Source organism: Bacillus sp. cl96 (assembly GCF_900100505.1).
GTDB lineage: Bacteria > Bacillota > Bacilli > Bacillales > Bacillaceae_G > Bacillus_A > Bacillus_A cereus.
Genome location: NZ_FNDM01000010.1, coordinates 18,357 through 33,989, shown reverse-complemented (window position 1 = coordinate 33,989; position 15,633 = coordinate 18,357). Strand labels below are relative to the sequence as shown.

Genomic DNA, 15,633 nt, shown 5'->3' with positions numbered 1-15,633 from the left:
AATATATGTAATTTTGCATATACGGATATAAAACCGAAATTTTTGAAATACCGTGAAATGATCCAATATTATTTCATACATTATTCAATAAAAAAACACACGAAGCCCCTTAAGTCTTCATGTGTTTTCATACATGTTATTACATTTGTAATTGAATAAATTATCTTATTCTGTAATATTAAATTTTGAAACCAGTTCCGTTAATTCTTCCACCTTTTCTTTCATTTTGTTAGATTGAATTGATATTTGTTCAATTGATACAGCTTGTGATTGAATTGATTTTACTGTTTGAAGAGTCTCTTTTTTTACATCCGTTGCAGTTTCAGAAACTAGCGAAAGAGAAGCATTTACTTCTTCTGTACCAGCAGACATTTCTTCTGTCGCTGCGGATACTTCTTGAATTTGACTTGTAATCTTATCAATATCTCTCATAATAGACAAGAAGGTTTGATTCGCTTTGTGGGCAGCTTCTTTTCCTTCTACTGCCTTCTGTTGGCCTTTTCGCATGACATTAACTGTATCTTGAGTATCTTGTTGAATGGATTTTATTAAATGATTCACTTCCTTTGCAGATTCTTTAGATTGCTCAGCCAAGTCTCGAACTTCTGCGGCAACCACTGCAAATCCTTTCCCATTCTCTCCAGCACGTGCCGCTTCAATAGCGGCATTTAAGGCAAGAAGATTCGTTTGTTCGGCAATATTAGTAATTGCAGCGAGAGCTGTATCAATCCGTTGTGTACGTGTAACAAGTTTATTTATTACTTTTGATGTTTCCTCGACAACATCATGCACACTATTCATTTGAAGAATAGAGTGATTTATCACTTCACTACCGATATTTATTCGTTCTGTAGTCGTTACTGCTACCTCAGCGACTACTGCTGAAGATTCAGCTACAGTTTGCACCCCTGTTGTAATTTCTTCCATTGAGGATGAGCTCTCCTGAATACTAGTTACCTGTCCTTCTATTTTTGTTTTTACTTCTAAAACAGTCTGTACAACCTCATTTGAAATACTAGACGCTCGATTTGTATCTTGTAATACGCCCTCCGTAGTAGAAATAACCTCTTGTGTTGTCATCTTAACATTCGCAATTAATTGTTGAAGGTTATCTAACATACTATTAAAAGACTGAACAATATGCCCTAATTCATTATTTGCTTTATAAGGAGTACGTGTTGTTAAATCTCCAGCTGCTACTTTTTCCATATCATTTTGTAGTAACACAAGTGGTTTTCGGATAGTTAATTTAATAATATATCCAATTAATATAATTATTAAAATTGCTAAAAGCGAAATACTTATAAACATTATCATTGTATTTTGAGCACTATTATTATTTTCCTTCTGTAAAAGCTCTGCATTATTACTATTATATAAAATCAATTCCCGAATTGATTTTATTGATTTTTGCATATTAGGTTCAATCTCTTTTAGGTAATATGCATATGCTTCCTCATTATTAGATTTCCCTAATTCTTGCGCTTTCTTCATTTGAGTTCTTAATTCATTAAATGTTTCATAAAACGTGTTATATAATTCTTTTTCTTTAGTAGAAATAACTTTAGCCTCAAACTGCTTTAAGAGATAATCATTTTCCTGACGAATTCCGTCCATTTCTCTTATTAATTCATTCATTCTTTTTTCATCTTTTGATACCATAATTTCCATAAAGTTCATATTAACATGATAAAAATTAGATTCTACAATACCAATCCACTCAATTGGTAGTAAATTATCCTCATACATATTAGAGGAAGTACTTTTCCCTCTTTCTAATCCCCAAAACCCTATTAGGGATAATACTATACATGCAATACTTGATATAGTTATTAATATGTTTAGTTTTGTACCAACCTTACTGTTTCTTAATAATTCCAATTCACTTTCTCCATTCTAATATATAGTTTAAGTAATGTATTTTATACCAAGAATCCAAAAATTACGATGTTTATTTTGTGATATGCAATTTTGCATATCATCCACTACTGATTCAAAATAACCTAACATTGTAATTTTGGTTTTCCAAAAATTCATGATTATGAACAAACCCTATTAATTCTTAAACTTCTCATCCAAAATATCCAAAAATATTGTGGCACCAGGGGAACCCATCATTGATATATAAATTACACTGCTATACAAGACTAGCTTAAAAATATTTTTCTTATTGCTCATTTTTCTATTTCCTCTCTATTAGAAGTACTCCTAGCACATCGCACTAATAAAAACGATAGTATTAAAAAATAAGGAAAGACATAACACCTATGTCTTTCCTCTAAAATTGTAACACTCAATATACTCTTAGCTCTATTTGATTTGCCAGTTAAATCCTCACATTTCTTTCTTTATAATATCTCCTAACTCTGTCCAACTTGTAATACGCGGGATATTGAGATGTTGATTGTAAGAAGTAGTTTTTGCATACACTTTTATTGGCTTTCCTATTAACGTTTCTAAGACAGCTGGCTTATCATCAAAGAAATAGTTTAATTTCATTTCTTGTATGAAGTGTATTTTTTCTTCATCTTTCATTCCATAGAAAAAGCGATCTTCATGTACCGGAAAACCTTTTTCTATTAACCATTTTTTTGTTTGCTCTCCATGCTCTTTAGGCCGAGCTGTTATATAGTATATTTCATGTCCCTGTCTTTCTAATTCTTGTAATGTCTCTACTGCATATGGAAACGGTGAACAAGAAGTATAATAAATCTCATCCAGCAAACTATTCCACATATGACTGCCTTCCTCCGAATTCATGCCAAATGCTTCATGAATTTCAATTGTTTTTAAAGAATGAAATACATCCAATCCTACTTTTTTGTTTAATTTCTTATTATATAAATGAAAAGCATGCTGCCTTAAATCAATTAATGTATCATCGATATCAAATCCAAACTTCACTCTTCATCGCTCCTTTCTGCCATCCATTTATCGGAAAATATAAGTAGCTTTTATTCTCCTTATATGTTCCGATATTCTGGATAGCCAATAAATCTATAATCTTTTCCAACCTGGGTAAATGATATATCCTTAAATTCAATTGCATCTTGCATTTTAGTAATACCAGTCCCCCCTACAAAGCTAGGCGCCAATCTGCCCCCAATAATTTTTGGTGCGACATATAATATAAGTTTATCCATCAATTTATTTTCAATAAACGAAGCATTTACCTCTCCACCACCTTCAATAAGCAGGGAGGAAACTCCTTTTTGCCCTAAAACATCAAGCATTTCATGTAAGTTTATATGCTTTTCTCCGCTAGTAACAAATACTTTAACTCCTGCATTTTCTAATGCTTTCTTTTTTTTCGCTGCATGATTACTTGTTGTAAATATCCAGGTAGGAGCTTCTCCATCTGTAACAACGTTAGCTTCCATCGGTATGCGTAATGTCGAGTCCAATATTATTCGAATTGGATTTCGTCCATTTGGAATACGCGTTGTCAATGATGGATTATCCTTTTGAACAGTATTCGCTCCTACTAAAATAGCCGCATTTTCGTTTCGTATTTGGTGTACTTCTTGTCTTGCTTCTGTAGATGTAATCCACTTACTATCCGATGAAGACGTAGCGATTTTCCCGTCTAATGTAACTCCTGATTTAATCGTTACAAATGGACGCTTTGTCAAAATATATTTATTAAAGACTTCATTCATTTTTTTAGATTCTTCTTCACACACTCCTACAAGTACTTCAATACCTGCATCTTGTAGAATTTTAATTCCACGTCCAGAAACAAGCGGGTTTGGATCAAGTGTAGCAACTACTACCTTCTTAATTCCTGCTTGTACAATTGCTTCAGCACAAGGCCCTGTTCTACCATGATGAGAACAAGGTTCAAGAGTTACATAGATTGTAGCACCACGTGCCTGTTCTCCAGCCATACGTATCGCATGTATTTCGGCATGTGGTTCTCCGGCCTTCATATGTGCTCCGACCCCTACAATTCGATTATCATTTACAATTACAGATCCAACCAATGGATTTGGAGTCGTTTGTCCCTTCATAGCCTTGGCATTTTCTAGTGCTAGCTTCATATACAATTCATGCTCAAGCATGTAAGTGTCCCCCTTCAAAATGTCCAGAACGCTGAATCTTCGTTTGCAAATATTTCTCATTAAACTCTGAGATATCACCCCATAACGGTTCACGACTCGTAACATTTAATCCAGCTTTTTGTAACGCTTCTAATTTTTTTGGATTATTTGTAATAAGTTTTACAGGTTTTGAGCGTAGCGCTTTTAATACTTCAATTGTATCATCATAGTTTCGAACATCATCTTCAAAGCCTAGGTTCAGATTAGCTTCTACTGTATCTAACCCATTTTCTTGCAAGAGGTACGTCATTGCTTTACTAAACAAACCAATTCCTCTTCCTTCATGATTCGCTAAGTAAAATAAAGCACCTGAACCATGTTCTGTAATCATTTGTAAAGACTGCTTTAATTGGAATCCACAGTCACAACGTTTACTACCAAAGATATCACCGGTGTGACAAATACTATGCATACGAATTAGGGCATCTTCAGAATTCTCAAAATCACCATATACAAGCACACTAGATTGCTGCATATCAGCTAAATTAATAGATGAGAGTTTTTTGATAATTCCTTCTACACTATTTGTAACCTCACTACATTGTAACCAAGAATACCATTGGAAAATTTTAGTCTCCCCATATAAATTAATTGGCAATTTGATAGGTCCTACTAAATAAATATCCTTTCCATCTTGATGTATAAATTGAATTTTATCTTCTAACATATGAATTGTATCTGTTGTAACCATTAGGTACCTCCTAGTATTGAGAATCTCTAAAAATTCTCTTCCATTGTTATATTTTTTATTGTTTAACTTACACAACGTAAGTGTTTTTACAGATGCTATTCTTTTTTCTCTCAGCTTATATGCAATATGTATCATTACAACTTTGGCCATTTAAAGAAAAGAGTTTTAGTTACATAAAACAACTTAGTTACTTTATGTAAGTGAGTATACATTCGTAATTAATTTACGTCAAGTAATTAATTATAAAAACATTTGTTACTAATAGTAAGATGTTATATAATTTGTTTTAGGAGGTGAAGGAAAATGAATGATTCTACATTATGCCCTCGCTTTGAAAAAGGAATGAAATTTTTTAGCCAACGATGGACAGCACTAATTATTTACCAACTTTTTTCTGGATCTCAGCGCTTTTGTACGCTTGAATCTTCTCTTCCTGTTAGCGGAAGATTACTTTCAGAAAGATTGAAAGAATTAGAACTAGAAGGAATTGTCGAACGTAAAGTCTTTCCTGAGACACCAGTTCGTATAGAATATTCTTTAACTCAAAAAGGATTTGCTTTAGAAGCTATTATTCGCGGAATAGAAGAATGGTCACAGGAATGGATAGAACTTGAGGAATAACATAAAAGCTTTTTCGTATATAGTTTTAAGTAATCAAATTACAGATACCTATTATTAAAACGCTAGTTTTTCAAGCATTTATGAAAAGCTAGCGTTTTTTAATGAATAAAATAAAATAAAATTTAAGAAATGAAACAAGATGATCAAACCGATCACCTTGTTCCTTTAAAGATTAAAATAGTGATTTTAACAACTTTTATTAATACATACTCGATTAACAGAAATAATAAATAGAATTTTTGTAACTAAACAGTTTTATTTTCGCAATACAGTTAGCTTATCCCGCTATTTGCGGACAGTAAGACCACCACTAATTAAATTTCCATTTTATTGCATTTGAATATTACTTATGAAATTTCACACGCTCTTCAAGTGGTTGGAATTCTTTTTCACCTGGTGCAGCTGTTGGATTACCAAATGGCATTTGTGCAATTAGTTTCCAATTAGCAGGAACATTCCATTCTTGTTTTACCTCATCGTCAATTAATGGATTATAATGTTGTAAAGATGCCCCTAATCCCTCTGCTTCTAAACCTGTCCACACGACTAATTGGTGCATACCTGATGCTTGGTGTGACCAAATTGGGAAGTTTTCAGCATATGCAGCAAATTTTTCTTGAAGCGATTTAACGATAGCCTCATCTTCAAAGAATAGTACTGTTCCATAACCAGCTTTAAAAGAATCCATTTTTTGTTGCGTTCCTGAGAAATCTCCATCTCCAACTACTTTTCTTAATGTTTCAGTTGTAATATCCCATAATTTATCATGAGCTTCACCAAATAATACAACTAATCGCGCAGTTTGAGAATTGAAAGCTGATGGAGTATATTTCACAGCAAACTCCACAATTTCTTTAATTTTTTCATCCGATACTTGTACCTCTTTGTTAATTCCATAATAAGTACGTCTTTCTTTCAGTGCAGTATAGAAATCTTTTGTCATAATTCATTTCCTCCTAAGTTTTAATATTCTTCAAAATGATACATTGCGAAGATAATATGAGTTGAAATGAGTTCATTTTTGAACCATTGAACACCATAACACCAATTGCTAGTCATTCTGAATCTAAACCACTGCTTCTTGCTTCAGTTTCCCTAAAAAAACACTTATAGCATCATTGATACAATCTAGTGATCATTCGGTATTATTTTACCCATTCTCTATCCATGTATCCTGCTTGTTTCATATTTACACAAATATGAAAATAACCTTAAATTGCTGGTCAAAAAAGCCAGGTAGCATGAATAACACATTACCTGGCTTTTTACATTTTTAATTTAAATTCAACTAAACATTACCAATGAATAGTAGTAAAAACTATACCCGTCACTTATTTAATAATTAACATCTCATATGGATGTTGTTCCATAAATCTATTCTCCCAAGGAATCTCTAATGATGTCCAATTTGAACCACCGTCTACTGACTGATACACTCCTTTATTGCTAAACAGATAAAACGTTCCATCACTTGTTGCCTTTAATACTGGTATGATTGTCCCTTTAGGAGTTGGTAAACCTGCATTCATTTCCGCCCAAGGCTGATCTTTTTCTTTCTTATAAATAAATGATTCACAATTTCCATTATTGTAATCATGCGCTACGTGTGGATTTGAAGATGTCGCGATGATAATATTTTCTGGATCATTTGGGTTAACTGCCATTTGATATGCGTAATGATGCTTTAGCCCACTACACATATAGTTCCACGTCTTACCTCCATCATTACTCTCCGCATACTCTTGACCTGGTTCTTTCAAGAATGAATCACCTAACACCCCGTATAAACGATTTGGGGCATTGCGATGTGATGTAAGAATGTGAATATCTTGAGGATAGTTCCCCTCTTTTTCCTCAGTCCATGTCTTACCTCCATCTACACTTTTAATTAATCCCCCAACCTCAATAGTCGTATAAATAGTTTCTGGATTATTAGCATCAATTTCAATATGTTTTACATGGTGTGTATATGTTCTTTGAGGAAAGAACCATGATGAATATGATGGCATTTGTCGATAATCAGTTAGCAGCTCAAAACTGTCTCCTCCATTTTTGGATACGAACATTGCGCTCGGTTCAGTTCCTACATATACAATCCCGTTACCGTCATCCCCCTTCTCTGGAGATACAGAAACTGCTGTAATAGCTCTCATATGAATAGCATTTGCTGGGAACACTTCACCAAAGGAAGGTAACGCACCAATCGCTTCCCATGAACTTCCTCCATCTTTACTTCTCCATAATCCCCTGTCAAAGGTACCACAATACATTCTTTCTGGATCGTATGGATCTGAAGCTAATGCAACCGGATTCGCACCTACAAACTGCGATTGGACGCTCCATGTTGAGTCTTTTTTTTCTGCAATTACAAGTTCTCTATCAAACGCTAATATGAATTTTTCCATTACTAAAATCTCCTCGCTTCATGAATTTTCTACTATGTTATTTAAATTTTGAACATTACAAGTTAAGAGGTGTATTTTGTATGCTATAGCATACAAAGGATAAATTTTATAAGCAATATGTGATTAAAAACTTACATTATATAATTTGTTAACTTCACATCCGTATGATGAACAAGATGTCCTGTTAACTCATATAAGTCCATATGCCACCTCTAAATAAATCGTAATTTACATGCTATAGCATATATAATATAGAATCCATTATTTTATGTCAAACTTTAATACTGTTAATCAGTTCTTTAGCTCGTCTAAAGTAATTTAAAAGTCATAATATAAACAGAAACATTTTATAGTCTATTCAATAAAAAAAGAGTGCAATTTTTGCACTCTTTTTACTCATTTCTATTAGAAATCAAAGTTATCAGGATCTGGACCAACGCGGTGATTTTGATTTAATGCATCGATTTTTTCCATATCTTCTTTCGTTAATTCAAAGTTAAATATATCTGCATTTGCAATAATGCGGTGCTCTTTCGTTGATTTTGGAATTGTGATCACTTCATTTTGAAGGTCCCAACGTAAAATCACTTGTGCTGTTGTTTTACCATGTTTCTCAGCAATAGCCTGTAATGTTTCATTATCTAATAATTGACCTTGCATAAGTGGTGACCATGCTTCCATTTGAATACCTTGTTCTTTACAGAAAGCTTGTAATTCTTTTTGTGTTAAACGAGGATGGTATTCTACTTGATTGATCATCGGCTTAATTTCTGCATCTTTTATTACATCTTGCAGATGGTGAATTTGGAAATTACTTACGCCAATTGCACGTACACGCTTTTCTTTATAAAGTGTTTCTAACGCTCTCCATGTATCTTTATATTTCCCTTCTACAGGCCAGTGAACAAGATATAAATCTAAATAATCTAGCTTTAATTTTTTTAAGCTCTCTTCGTATGCAGCAATCGTTTCTTCATATCCTTGATCTGCGTTCCATACTTTTGAAGTAATAAATAATTCTTCTCTTGAAATACCAGTTGTTTCAATACCGGCACGAATCCCCTCACCTACAGCTGCTTCATTTCCGTAAATTGCAGCTGTATCAATGCTGCGGTATCCTGCTTTAATTGCTGATTTAATCGCTTCTACAAGTTCTGGTCCTTCTTCTACTTTAAATACACCTAAACCAAACCAAGGCATTTCCACACCATTACTTAATACTGTTTTACTTTGTAAGTTTTTCATTTTATTTTCTCTCCTTTTATTTTACTTGATCTCTTTTTTCTAATGTCATGCTCCATGCTGTTAAAATAACAGCACCTACTACCATAATGCCGCCTACCCAAGCTGTATGAATTAACCCTAACGAGTTCGTTACAATACCGCCTAAATAAGCACCAAGAGCAATCCCAGCATTAAACGCCGCAATATTAATTGCCGATGCAACATCGACAGCACTCGGTACAAATCGTTCAGCTAACATTACGACATATACTTGTAACCCTGGAACATTCATAAATGCGAATAGCCCCATTAAAATAATTGTGATTAACCCAGTTACCTTAAATGGTGCCGTAAATGTTAAAACAAATAGTATAATCGCTTGAATAAAGAACATGTAGAATAGCGCTCGAATTGGATTATGATTCGATAATTTTCCGCCAATCACATTCCCTATCGCAATGGCGATTCCATACACTAATAAAATGATAGTAACCGTATTTGCTTTAAATCCTGTTACCTCTTGTAATAACGGAGATAAATACGTAAAAGTTACGAATGTTCCCCCATATCCTAATGCAGTAATAATGAAAACTAGTAACAGTCTTCCGTTCGTAATCAGTTTAAATTGATCGCGGAATGATACAGACGCACCTTTTTTCATATTAGATGGAATGAGAATACTATTTGCAATTAAGGCGATAATTCCAATTACTACAATTGCTAAAAATGATGTTCTCCAGCCAAATTGTTGACCAATAAATGTTCCAATTGGTGCACCTGTAATAGTTGCAACTGTTACACCAGTAAACATAATCGCAATCGCGCTAGCCCGTTTATTTTCTGGGACAAGTGCCGCAGCAATTGTTGAACCAATTGACATAAACACACCATGCGAAAGTGCAGAAATAATTCGCGCAATAAGTAATACAGTGAAGCTTGTTGCTACCGCTGCGATTCCGTTACCAATAATGAAAATAATCATAATCCACATTAATAACGTTTTTCGTGACATATTAGCTGTTAATGACGTTAATACTGGAGCCCCAAACGCTACGCCTAACGCATATAAAGAAACTGTTAAACCAGCCGTTGTAACCGACACATGTAAATCTTCCGAAATAGATGGTAATAAACCGACACTAACAAATTCAGTTGTCCCAATCCCGAACGCACTAATTGCTAACGCTAACAACGCAAATATACTTCTTCGATTCGTCTGAACTTCTGAAGACGATGCTGTATATGAATTCAATTGAGTTTCCCCTCTTCCCTATAATTCCTATCATAATAGTGCGATAAAAAGGCCCTTTTATCTTCTAAAAAACATATTTAATCTCTACAAACGCTATTATGAATGGTTTCATTCTTTTTTTAAAGAACGCACTTTAAAGTACTATAGGTACTTTTTAGTACCGTAAAGCTTGTCTCTCTCTTACATGTACTATTATGAAATATATTCAATACAATGAATAGTACGTACTTTAAAGTGCTGTAGGTACTAAAAAGTAACATAGTTAGTTACCAGTACCGTAAAGCTTGTTTCTCTCTTACATGTGCTATTATGAATGATAATCACCCTAATAAAAAGTACGTACTTTAAAGTACTATAGGTACTAAAAAGTAACATTTATATAACCTAGCTTATTTTGCTCAAAAATTGAAATCTACATTCCATGAAAAAGACTTTCAAATGAAGAAATACACTTTCCCGTAGAGGCAACTTTAGAGAATATTACTTAAACATATAAAGGATCATGTTCATTACCACAGACAAATAATAAAAAGGCAAAAACGAACAGAAATGTGTTCATTTTTGCCTTTTTTATTTAATGATTAAAATGTACGACTTTTGGAAAGGAAATCTGCATTAGCTCCTGTTACACCACTTTGTCCCCAGTTCCCTGGAATCATTTCACGAATAAGAATTAGCACTTTATCCAAAGGTGCATGAGTATATTTAGATGTTACTTGTGTAAGTTCGTTTACCCACTTATCCTTTGTCTCTTGATCAAATGTATTCCATATATCAACCTTAATAATAGCCATTCCATTAACGTTACGACCTAGTGTATCGTAAGACTCTTTTGTCTCCCAATCGGACACCCTACTTTTCACAGCAAAGGTAGCATCACTTGCTACAGCCCCAGCTTTCCCCCAGTTTTCTTTCTCAAGTTCTGTTATCAACACTTGAATTTTGTCAGGGACAATTTTTAATAGTTTTATTGTAAGTTCCGTTACACTATAAATAAATTCCTTCTTTTCTTCTGTTGACATGGTTGGCCAAGTATTTAGCTCGATTAATGGCATAGTATTGCCCCCTAAATTTAATTATCTATTGACTAGTTACAACTATTGGTTCAAATGATTTTTAACTGCTCTTACTACCAATTCGTGATCTTCTTCTGGTGGTAATCCTGAAACTGTTATCATTCCAATAACCCCTACGTTTTTTATCCTGATAGGAAAGCATCCACCAAACGCAGCATATTCCGAAGTATCTAAAAGATATTTTTCATTATATGAAATTCCAGTTATTTCACTTTGTATCTGCATATAATACGAGCTACGATCATGCAGGGAAACGACTCGTTTTTTACGCTCAATCCATTTCGTATTTTCCGCATTTGTCCCTGTCATCTTGAAATGAAATAATTGCACACCATTTTTCGTTATATCAACAGCAATCAATTTCCCCTCTCGCTTTGCTGTTTCAACGATAAATAAACCTAGTTGCAAGGCATCTTCATTTGTAAAAGAGGAAAATTGAAGCGTTTCCTCCTCTTTTAAAATTTGTTTACTTATTTCATTCAAATTTGAAGTGCTCATATTTTTAACCTCCATAATTGTTTTATGCCACACCGACATTTTTTCGAAATTATTAGGCCATATAGTACAACCCTTCAATCAATCTGATTCCAAATAAACTGCTGTAACATCGTTGGTAACTAGTAGTACCGTAAAGCTTGTTTTCTTCTTACTGGTGCTATTATGAATGATATTCAAAGTTATAAAAAGTACGCACTTTAAAGTGCTATAGGTACTTTAAAGTACTATTCTACTTATCCCTATCTTACAGAGACTATTATGAAATATATTTAACATCTTAAAAATGTATGTACTAAAGAATAATATTTTTAATCACTAACTTTTTTGATCAATCGTTATAATCCAATTTCATCAAAATTTTTATCAATTATTACACTATCCAACAATAGGAGGAAACAAAGATGGATGAAAATATATCCAAAAGCTGAAAAGCAGTTGAGTCCCTTGAGGGAATAGTTATAATTCACTACTTATAGAAATAGACATACAAAAACGCCATCCTTTCCTATAATTCTACAGAAAGAATAGCGTATTTTTCAAAAATGAGTTCTTTTATTGAGAAACTTTGATTCTATATCATACATAAAAGGGCAACCAGTGCTAAAACAGCTGGAAGTCCTTGTTTCACAATAATTGATTTATTAGATGTGAAACCTCCGAAAATAGCTGCTACCACCACACAAATCACGAAAAATAATTGGACCATATAACCAATTGGATTGAGTCCAAGTACAAGTCCCCAAATGAGACCAGCCGCTAAAAATCCATTATATAAACCTTGGTTTGCAAACATAATGGCTACGTTTCGATCTCCTTCTAAATGCTTCGGTAATTTGAAAGCACGTTTCGCTACTTTTGAATCAATAAAAAACATTTCAAGGATCATGATAAACAAATGTTCTAATGCTACGATCCCGACTAAAATAGCTGCGATTATTTCCACACTATTCTGCCCCCTACACTCTCTATTCTTTAATATTCTCTACATTTTTTTGCACCTGTAATAGAACATGAATAAGTATTTTGCGTTCTTCTCCACTGATATTTACGAACATTTCCTTCATAAAATGTTCCTTTTCTTTCTTGTCAAAATATTAATTGATATATCAATTATTGATACATCAATTAATATACATCTCTCTTTTTATTTTTGCAAGTTTTTTTGCTCAATTGGTTTTATTTTGTTCCAGCAACTTTAAACCAATTCAAAACATCAGTTCGCATTTCTAGAAATCATAATTACTTTAAGTTCATTCTGACAATCATATTTAACTAAATATATAAAAGAATTGAGTTATATCTCCATCAATTTATAAAAATTAATTTTTTCTAAAAACAGATACTTTACGTTTTTTATAGTAATAAAAATCATTTTTTTGTTTCAGAGGCAATCCATTTTGTTAGCCTGATGGGCATAAGATAGCACCCATATGGAGAACCAATTATCTTTCAAGAAGATGGCTAGAAATCTGGATTTGGTACAAGAGTTGCCTACTTCCCCGATTCAGATGGTACTAATTTAGAGCTAATTGCTCCAAAAGGGCCATTTAGACGTGACTAATAAATTAATACCGAAACAGCCACCTTATCTGAAAGGTGGCTGTTTGTTAATAGATTGAATAAAAAGGACAAACTCTCCAACTTGAGAAGTTTGTCCAAAAATAGATATTTCATATTCCACTACTTTGACACTAAAATCAACAATAGTGAATTAGAATAATGACTTAATACTTGCTAAGACAGTAAGTACACCTACAATAATAACAAATACGTTGCTCATTTTCCCTTTGTATTTAGCTAGTACTGGCACTTTTTGAATCGCATACATCGGTAATAGACATAAGATAGCAGCAACTAAAGGACCGCTTAGAGAATCAATAAGTCCAAGAATACTTGGATTTGTATAAGCAACAAACCAGCATGATAATACAACAAAAGTAAGAATTATTGTCTTAATTGTTTTTTCTTCAATATCTTTTCCACGTGATTTACCAAACTTAATAATCATGTCACGCATTACTTCAAATGCTCCTATATAATGGCCAAGGAAAGACTTTGTAATAGCCACAAAAGCAATAATTGGAGCTGCAATAGTGATTACAGGCGAATTAAGCTCATTAGCAAGATATGAAAGAATTGATAAGTTTTGTTCTTTTGCCATTTTTATATCATCTGGAGTCAAGCTCAATGCGCTACTCCAAACGAAGAACATAACAACAGCGAATGTCATGATATAACAAACCTTTTGTATTTGCGCACATTTAGCATCAGTGGCTTCGATTCCATACGTAGCTCTCTGTTTCACAACAAATGATGAAATCATAGGTGAATGATTAAATGAGAATACGATGATTGGTAGAATCATCAATATCGTCCCAAAATAGCCTGTTCCTGTTGAAGCAGTTGAAACAGCTGAAAAACTAAGCATTGACGTATTCCACTGTGGAATTAAAGATATTGCGATAAACAGTAGAGAAACTATGAAAGGATACACTAACATACTCATTACCTTTACAGTAATATCTTGACCAAAATTCAGTATAGCGATAAGACCAAGAACTAATACAAGTGATAAAATAGCTCTTGGAGGTTCTGGCATGTGCAATTGATGCACGATAAAACTACTTGCAGTGTTTGTAAGCGCAACCGAATACATTAGTACGATTGTATAAATTGAACCGAAATATACGATGTTAAAAATGATACTCGCTTTATTTCCGAAATACTCTCTAATTGTACCTGTGATCCCCTCATCAGCAGAATTAGAAGCGTATATCATTTTAGCAAGTGCCCTATGTGAGTAGTACATAACTGGATATGCAAGCAATGTAATTAGTAGTAAAGATAATAAACCACCTGAACCTGCATTAATCGGTAAAAAGAGCACCCCTGCTCCAATTGCAGTTCCAAATAGACTGAGTGCCCATGTAGTATCCTGCTTATGCCACTTTTTCGGATCTGCATATTGCTCATTTTTTAGTGCGGTATTTTCAGCTTGAACTTCTATTTTCTTTGCAGTATTCCCGTTCATATAATAACTCCCCCTTGTATCTATTCCTGCATCTCTCTTTGCACCTAACAAATATTCCCTTTTTGAAAAATGAATTCCTTACAAGTTGCCCCACATTGTATGTCCTTCATCATAATGAATCCAAATTGAAACATTCGCTAATTAGCGTCCTAATATAATTGTTAGCGTTCACAAAAAAGTTTACTCGTAATATCCGCTCTTTATATAAAGAACCCTTAAGAGAACAATATAGAATAGACTTCATAAATACGTTGCAACATTTCTAATAACAGTGTATTACTTTAATGGTTTCTCTTTTTTACTTTTAACAGTAATTTTAGCTAAACCGGCCTCTCTTCATTTGCGAGGCATTTCTTTCTCAATTCTATACATTACTTTCATAACTTCGGTAGCACTGATGATATTGCTCACACAAGCCACTGAAGCACATTACATACATTTCGCCTCTAATCACACACCTTTCTTACTAATAATCGCATTTTTTATATTTTCTCCAGAGATAATAAAATTTCTCTCGACGCCCTCATTATAACGTGTATATTTATAAAATTAATATTTTTATATTTTCAGAAATATTAAAGAGGAATAATTTTATATGGATAATATTTTACAGTTAGCATGTAGCCATTGTTTTTATCGCTTAAAGCTGAATTAGTTAGTAAAAAAATACAATAATACATTGTTTTTCTAGGTGACTTATTATAAAAATACTTATATCCCCTTTTATCAAAAAAT

Annotated in this window: 13 protein-coding genes and 1 pseudogene; 2 read left to right on the top strand and 12 right to left on the bottom strand. The window is 33.3% G+C overall.

Going from position 1 to position 15,633, the window contains the following annotated elements; translation table 11 throughout:
• Positions 1 to 165: 165 nt before the first annotated feature.
• The 4 genes from BLT20_RS20425 to BLT20_RS20410 form a co-directional block, all read right to left on the bottom strand.
• Complete coding sequence (locus BLT20_RS20425; RefSeq protein WP_000422014.1) at positions 166 to 1,881, bottom strand: methyl-accepting chemotaxis protein; 1,716 nt, start codon at positions 1,879 to 1,881, stop codon at positions 166 to 168.
• Between the two features lie 453 nt (positions 1,882 to 2,334).
• A complete protein-coding gene (locus tag BLT20_RS20420; RefSeq protein ID WP_000668221.1) occupies positions 2,335 to 2,904 on the bottom strand; it encodes a 5' nucleotidase, NT5C type in 570 nt (189 codons plus the stop codon).
• Positions 2,905 to 2,963: 59 nt separating this feature from the next.
• Positions 2,964 to 4,061: a bifunctional diaminohydroxyphosphoribosylaminopyrimidine deaminase/5-amino-6-(5-phosphoribosylamino)uracil reductase RibD gene (ribD, locus tag BLT20_RS20415; protein ID WP_000889425.1), complete on the bottom strand. Its 1,098-nt coding sequence runs from the start codon at positions 4,059 to 4,061 to the stop codon at positions 2,964 to 2,966.
• The gene (locus BLT20_RS20410; protein ID WP_000258858.1) at positions 4,054 to 4,791 is read right to left on the bottom strand and encodes a GTP cyclohydrolase II; all 738 of its coding nucleotides are present in this window, start codon (positions 4,789 to 4,791) and stop codon (positions 4,054 to 4,056) included. Before BLT20_RS20410 ends, ribD begins: the two co-directional genes overlap by 8 nt.
• Before the next feature lie 303 nt (positions 4,792 to 5,094).
• On the opposite strand from BLT20_RS20410, the gene BLT20_RS20405 reads away from it, so the two are divergent.
• Positions 5,095 to 5,412 (top strand): winged helix-turn-helix transcriptional regulator, encoded by a 318-nt coding sequence (locus BLT20_RS20405; protein ID WP_001000104.1) that lies wholly within the window; start codon positions 5,095 to 5,097, stop codon positions 5,410 to 5,412.
• 343 nt (positions 5,413 to 5,755) lie between these two features.
• On the opposite strand, the gene BLT20_RS20400 is transcribed toward BLT20_RS20405, so the two are convergent.
• The 7 genes from BLT20_RS20400 to BLT20_RS20370 form a co-directional block, all read right to left on the bottom strand.
• The gene (locus BLT20_RS20400; protein WP_000158938.1) at positions 5,756 to 6,355 is read right to left on the bottom strand and encodes a nitroreductase family protein; all 600 of its coding nucleotides are present in this window, start codon (positions 6,353 to 6,355) and stop codon (positions 5,756 to 5,758) included.
• A gap of 388 nt (positions 6,356 to 6,743) precedes the next feature.
• Positions 6,744 to 7,817 carry a glycosyl hydrolase gene (locus BLT20_RS20395; RefSeq protein ID WP_000410434.1) on the bottom strand — a complete coding sequence of 358 codons (1,074 nt, stop codon included), beginning with the start codon at positions 7,815 to 7,817 and terminating at the stop codon, positions 6,744 to 6,746.
• Between the two features lie 405 nt (positions 7,818 to 8,222).
• Complete coding sequence (locus BLT20_RS20390) at positions 8,223 to 9,062, bottom strand: aldo/keto reductase (RefSeq protein ID WP_000793564.1); 840 nt, start codon at positions 9,060 to 9,062, stop codon at positions 8,223 to 8,225.
• A 16-nt stretch (positions 9,063 to 9,078) separates the two neighbouring features.
• On the bottom strand, positions 9,079 to 10,293 hold the full coding sequence (locus BLT20_RS20385; RefSeq protein WP_001089892.1) for an MFS transporter: 1,215 nt from the start codon (positions 10,291 to 10,293) through the stop codon (positions 9,079 to 9,081).
• A gap of 581 nt (positions 10,294 to 10,874) precedes the next feature.
• Positions 10,875 to 11,348, bottom strand: coding sequence for a tautomerase family protein (locus BLT20_RS20380; protein ID WP_001128308.1), 474 nt, complete (start codon positions 11,346 to 11,348; stop codon positions 10,875 to 10,877).
• Between the two features lie 42 nt (positions 11,349 to 11,390).
• Entirely contained in the window at positions 11,391 to 11,906 is a 516-nt protein-coding gene (locus tag BLT20_RS20375; protein ID WP_002195678.1) for a heme-degrading domain-containing protein, read from the bottom strand.
• Between the two features lie 532 nt (positions 11,907 to 12,438).
• Positions 12,439 to 12,810, bottom strand: coding sequence for a DUF1304 domain-containing protein (locus BLT20_RS20370; RefSeq protein WP_000402473.1), 372 nt, complete (start codon positions 12,808 to 12,810; stop codon positions 12,439 to 12,441).
• 483 nt (positions 12,811 to 13,293) lie between these two features.
• Between BLT20_RS20370 and BLT20_RS20360 the strand changes: the two are divergent.
• Positions 13,294 to 13,428, top strand: a pseudogene (locus tag BLT20_RS20360) (VOC family protein); the annotation flags it as partial.
• A 150-nt stretch (positions 13,429 to 13,578) separates the two neighbouring features.
• On the opposite strand, the gene BLT20_RS20355 reads toward BLT20_RS20360, so the two are convergent.
• Positions 13,579 to 14,898 (bottom strand): aromatic amino acid transport family protein, encoded by a 1,320-nt coding sequence (locus BLT20_RS20355; RefSeq protein WP_001014168.1) that lies wholly within the window; start codon positions 14,896 to 14,898, stop codon positions 13,579 to 13,581.
• Positions 14,899 to 15,633: the final 735 nt, after the last annotated feature.

Coding starts and splice junctions, on each gene's coding strand:
- ribD (WP_000889425.1), bottom strand. CDS start 4,061: ATGCTTGAGCATGAATTGTATATGAAGCTAGCACTAGAAAATGCCAAG.
- BLT20_RS20410 (WP_000258858.1), bottom strand. CDS start 4,791: ATGGTTACAACAGATACAATTCATATGTTAGAAGATAAAATTCAATTT.
- BLT20_RS20405 (WP_001000104.1), top strand. CDS start 5,095: ATGAATGATTCTACATTATGCCCTCGCTTTGAAAAAGGAATGAAATTT.
- BLT20_RS20400 (WP_000158938.1), bottom strand. CDS start 6,355: ATGACAAAAGATTTCTATACTGCACTGAAAGAAAGACGTACTTATTAT.
- BLT20_RS20395 (WP_000410434.1), bottom strand. CDS start 7,817: ATGGAAAAATTCATATTAGCGTTTGATAGAGAACTTGTAATTGCAGAA.
- BLT20_RS20390 (WP_000793564.1), bottom strand. CDS start 9,062: ATGAAAAACTTACAAAGTAAAACAGTATTAAGTAATGGTGTGGAAATG.
- BLT20_RS20380 (WP_001128308.1), bottom strand. CDS start 11,348: ATGCCATTAATCGAGCTAAATACTTGGCCAACCATGTCAACAGAAGAA.
- BLT20_RS20375 (WP_002195678.1), bottom strand. CDS start 11,906: ATGTCGGTGTGGCATAAAACAATTATGGAGGTTAAAAATATGAGCACT.
- BLT20_RS20355 (WP_001014168.1), bottom strand. CDS start 14,898: ATGAACGGGAATACTGCAAAGAAAATAGAAGTTCAAGCTGAAAATACC.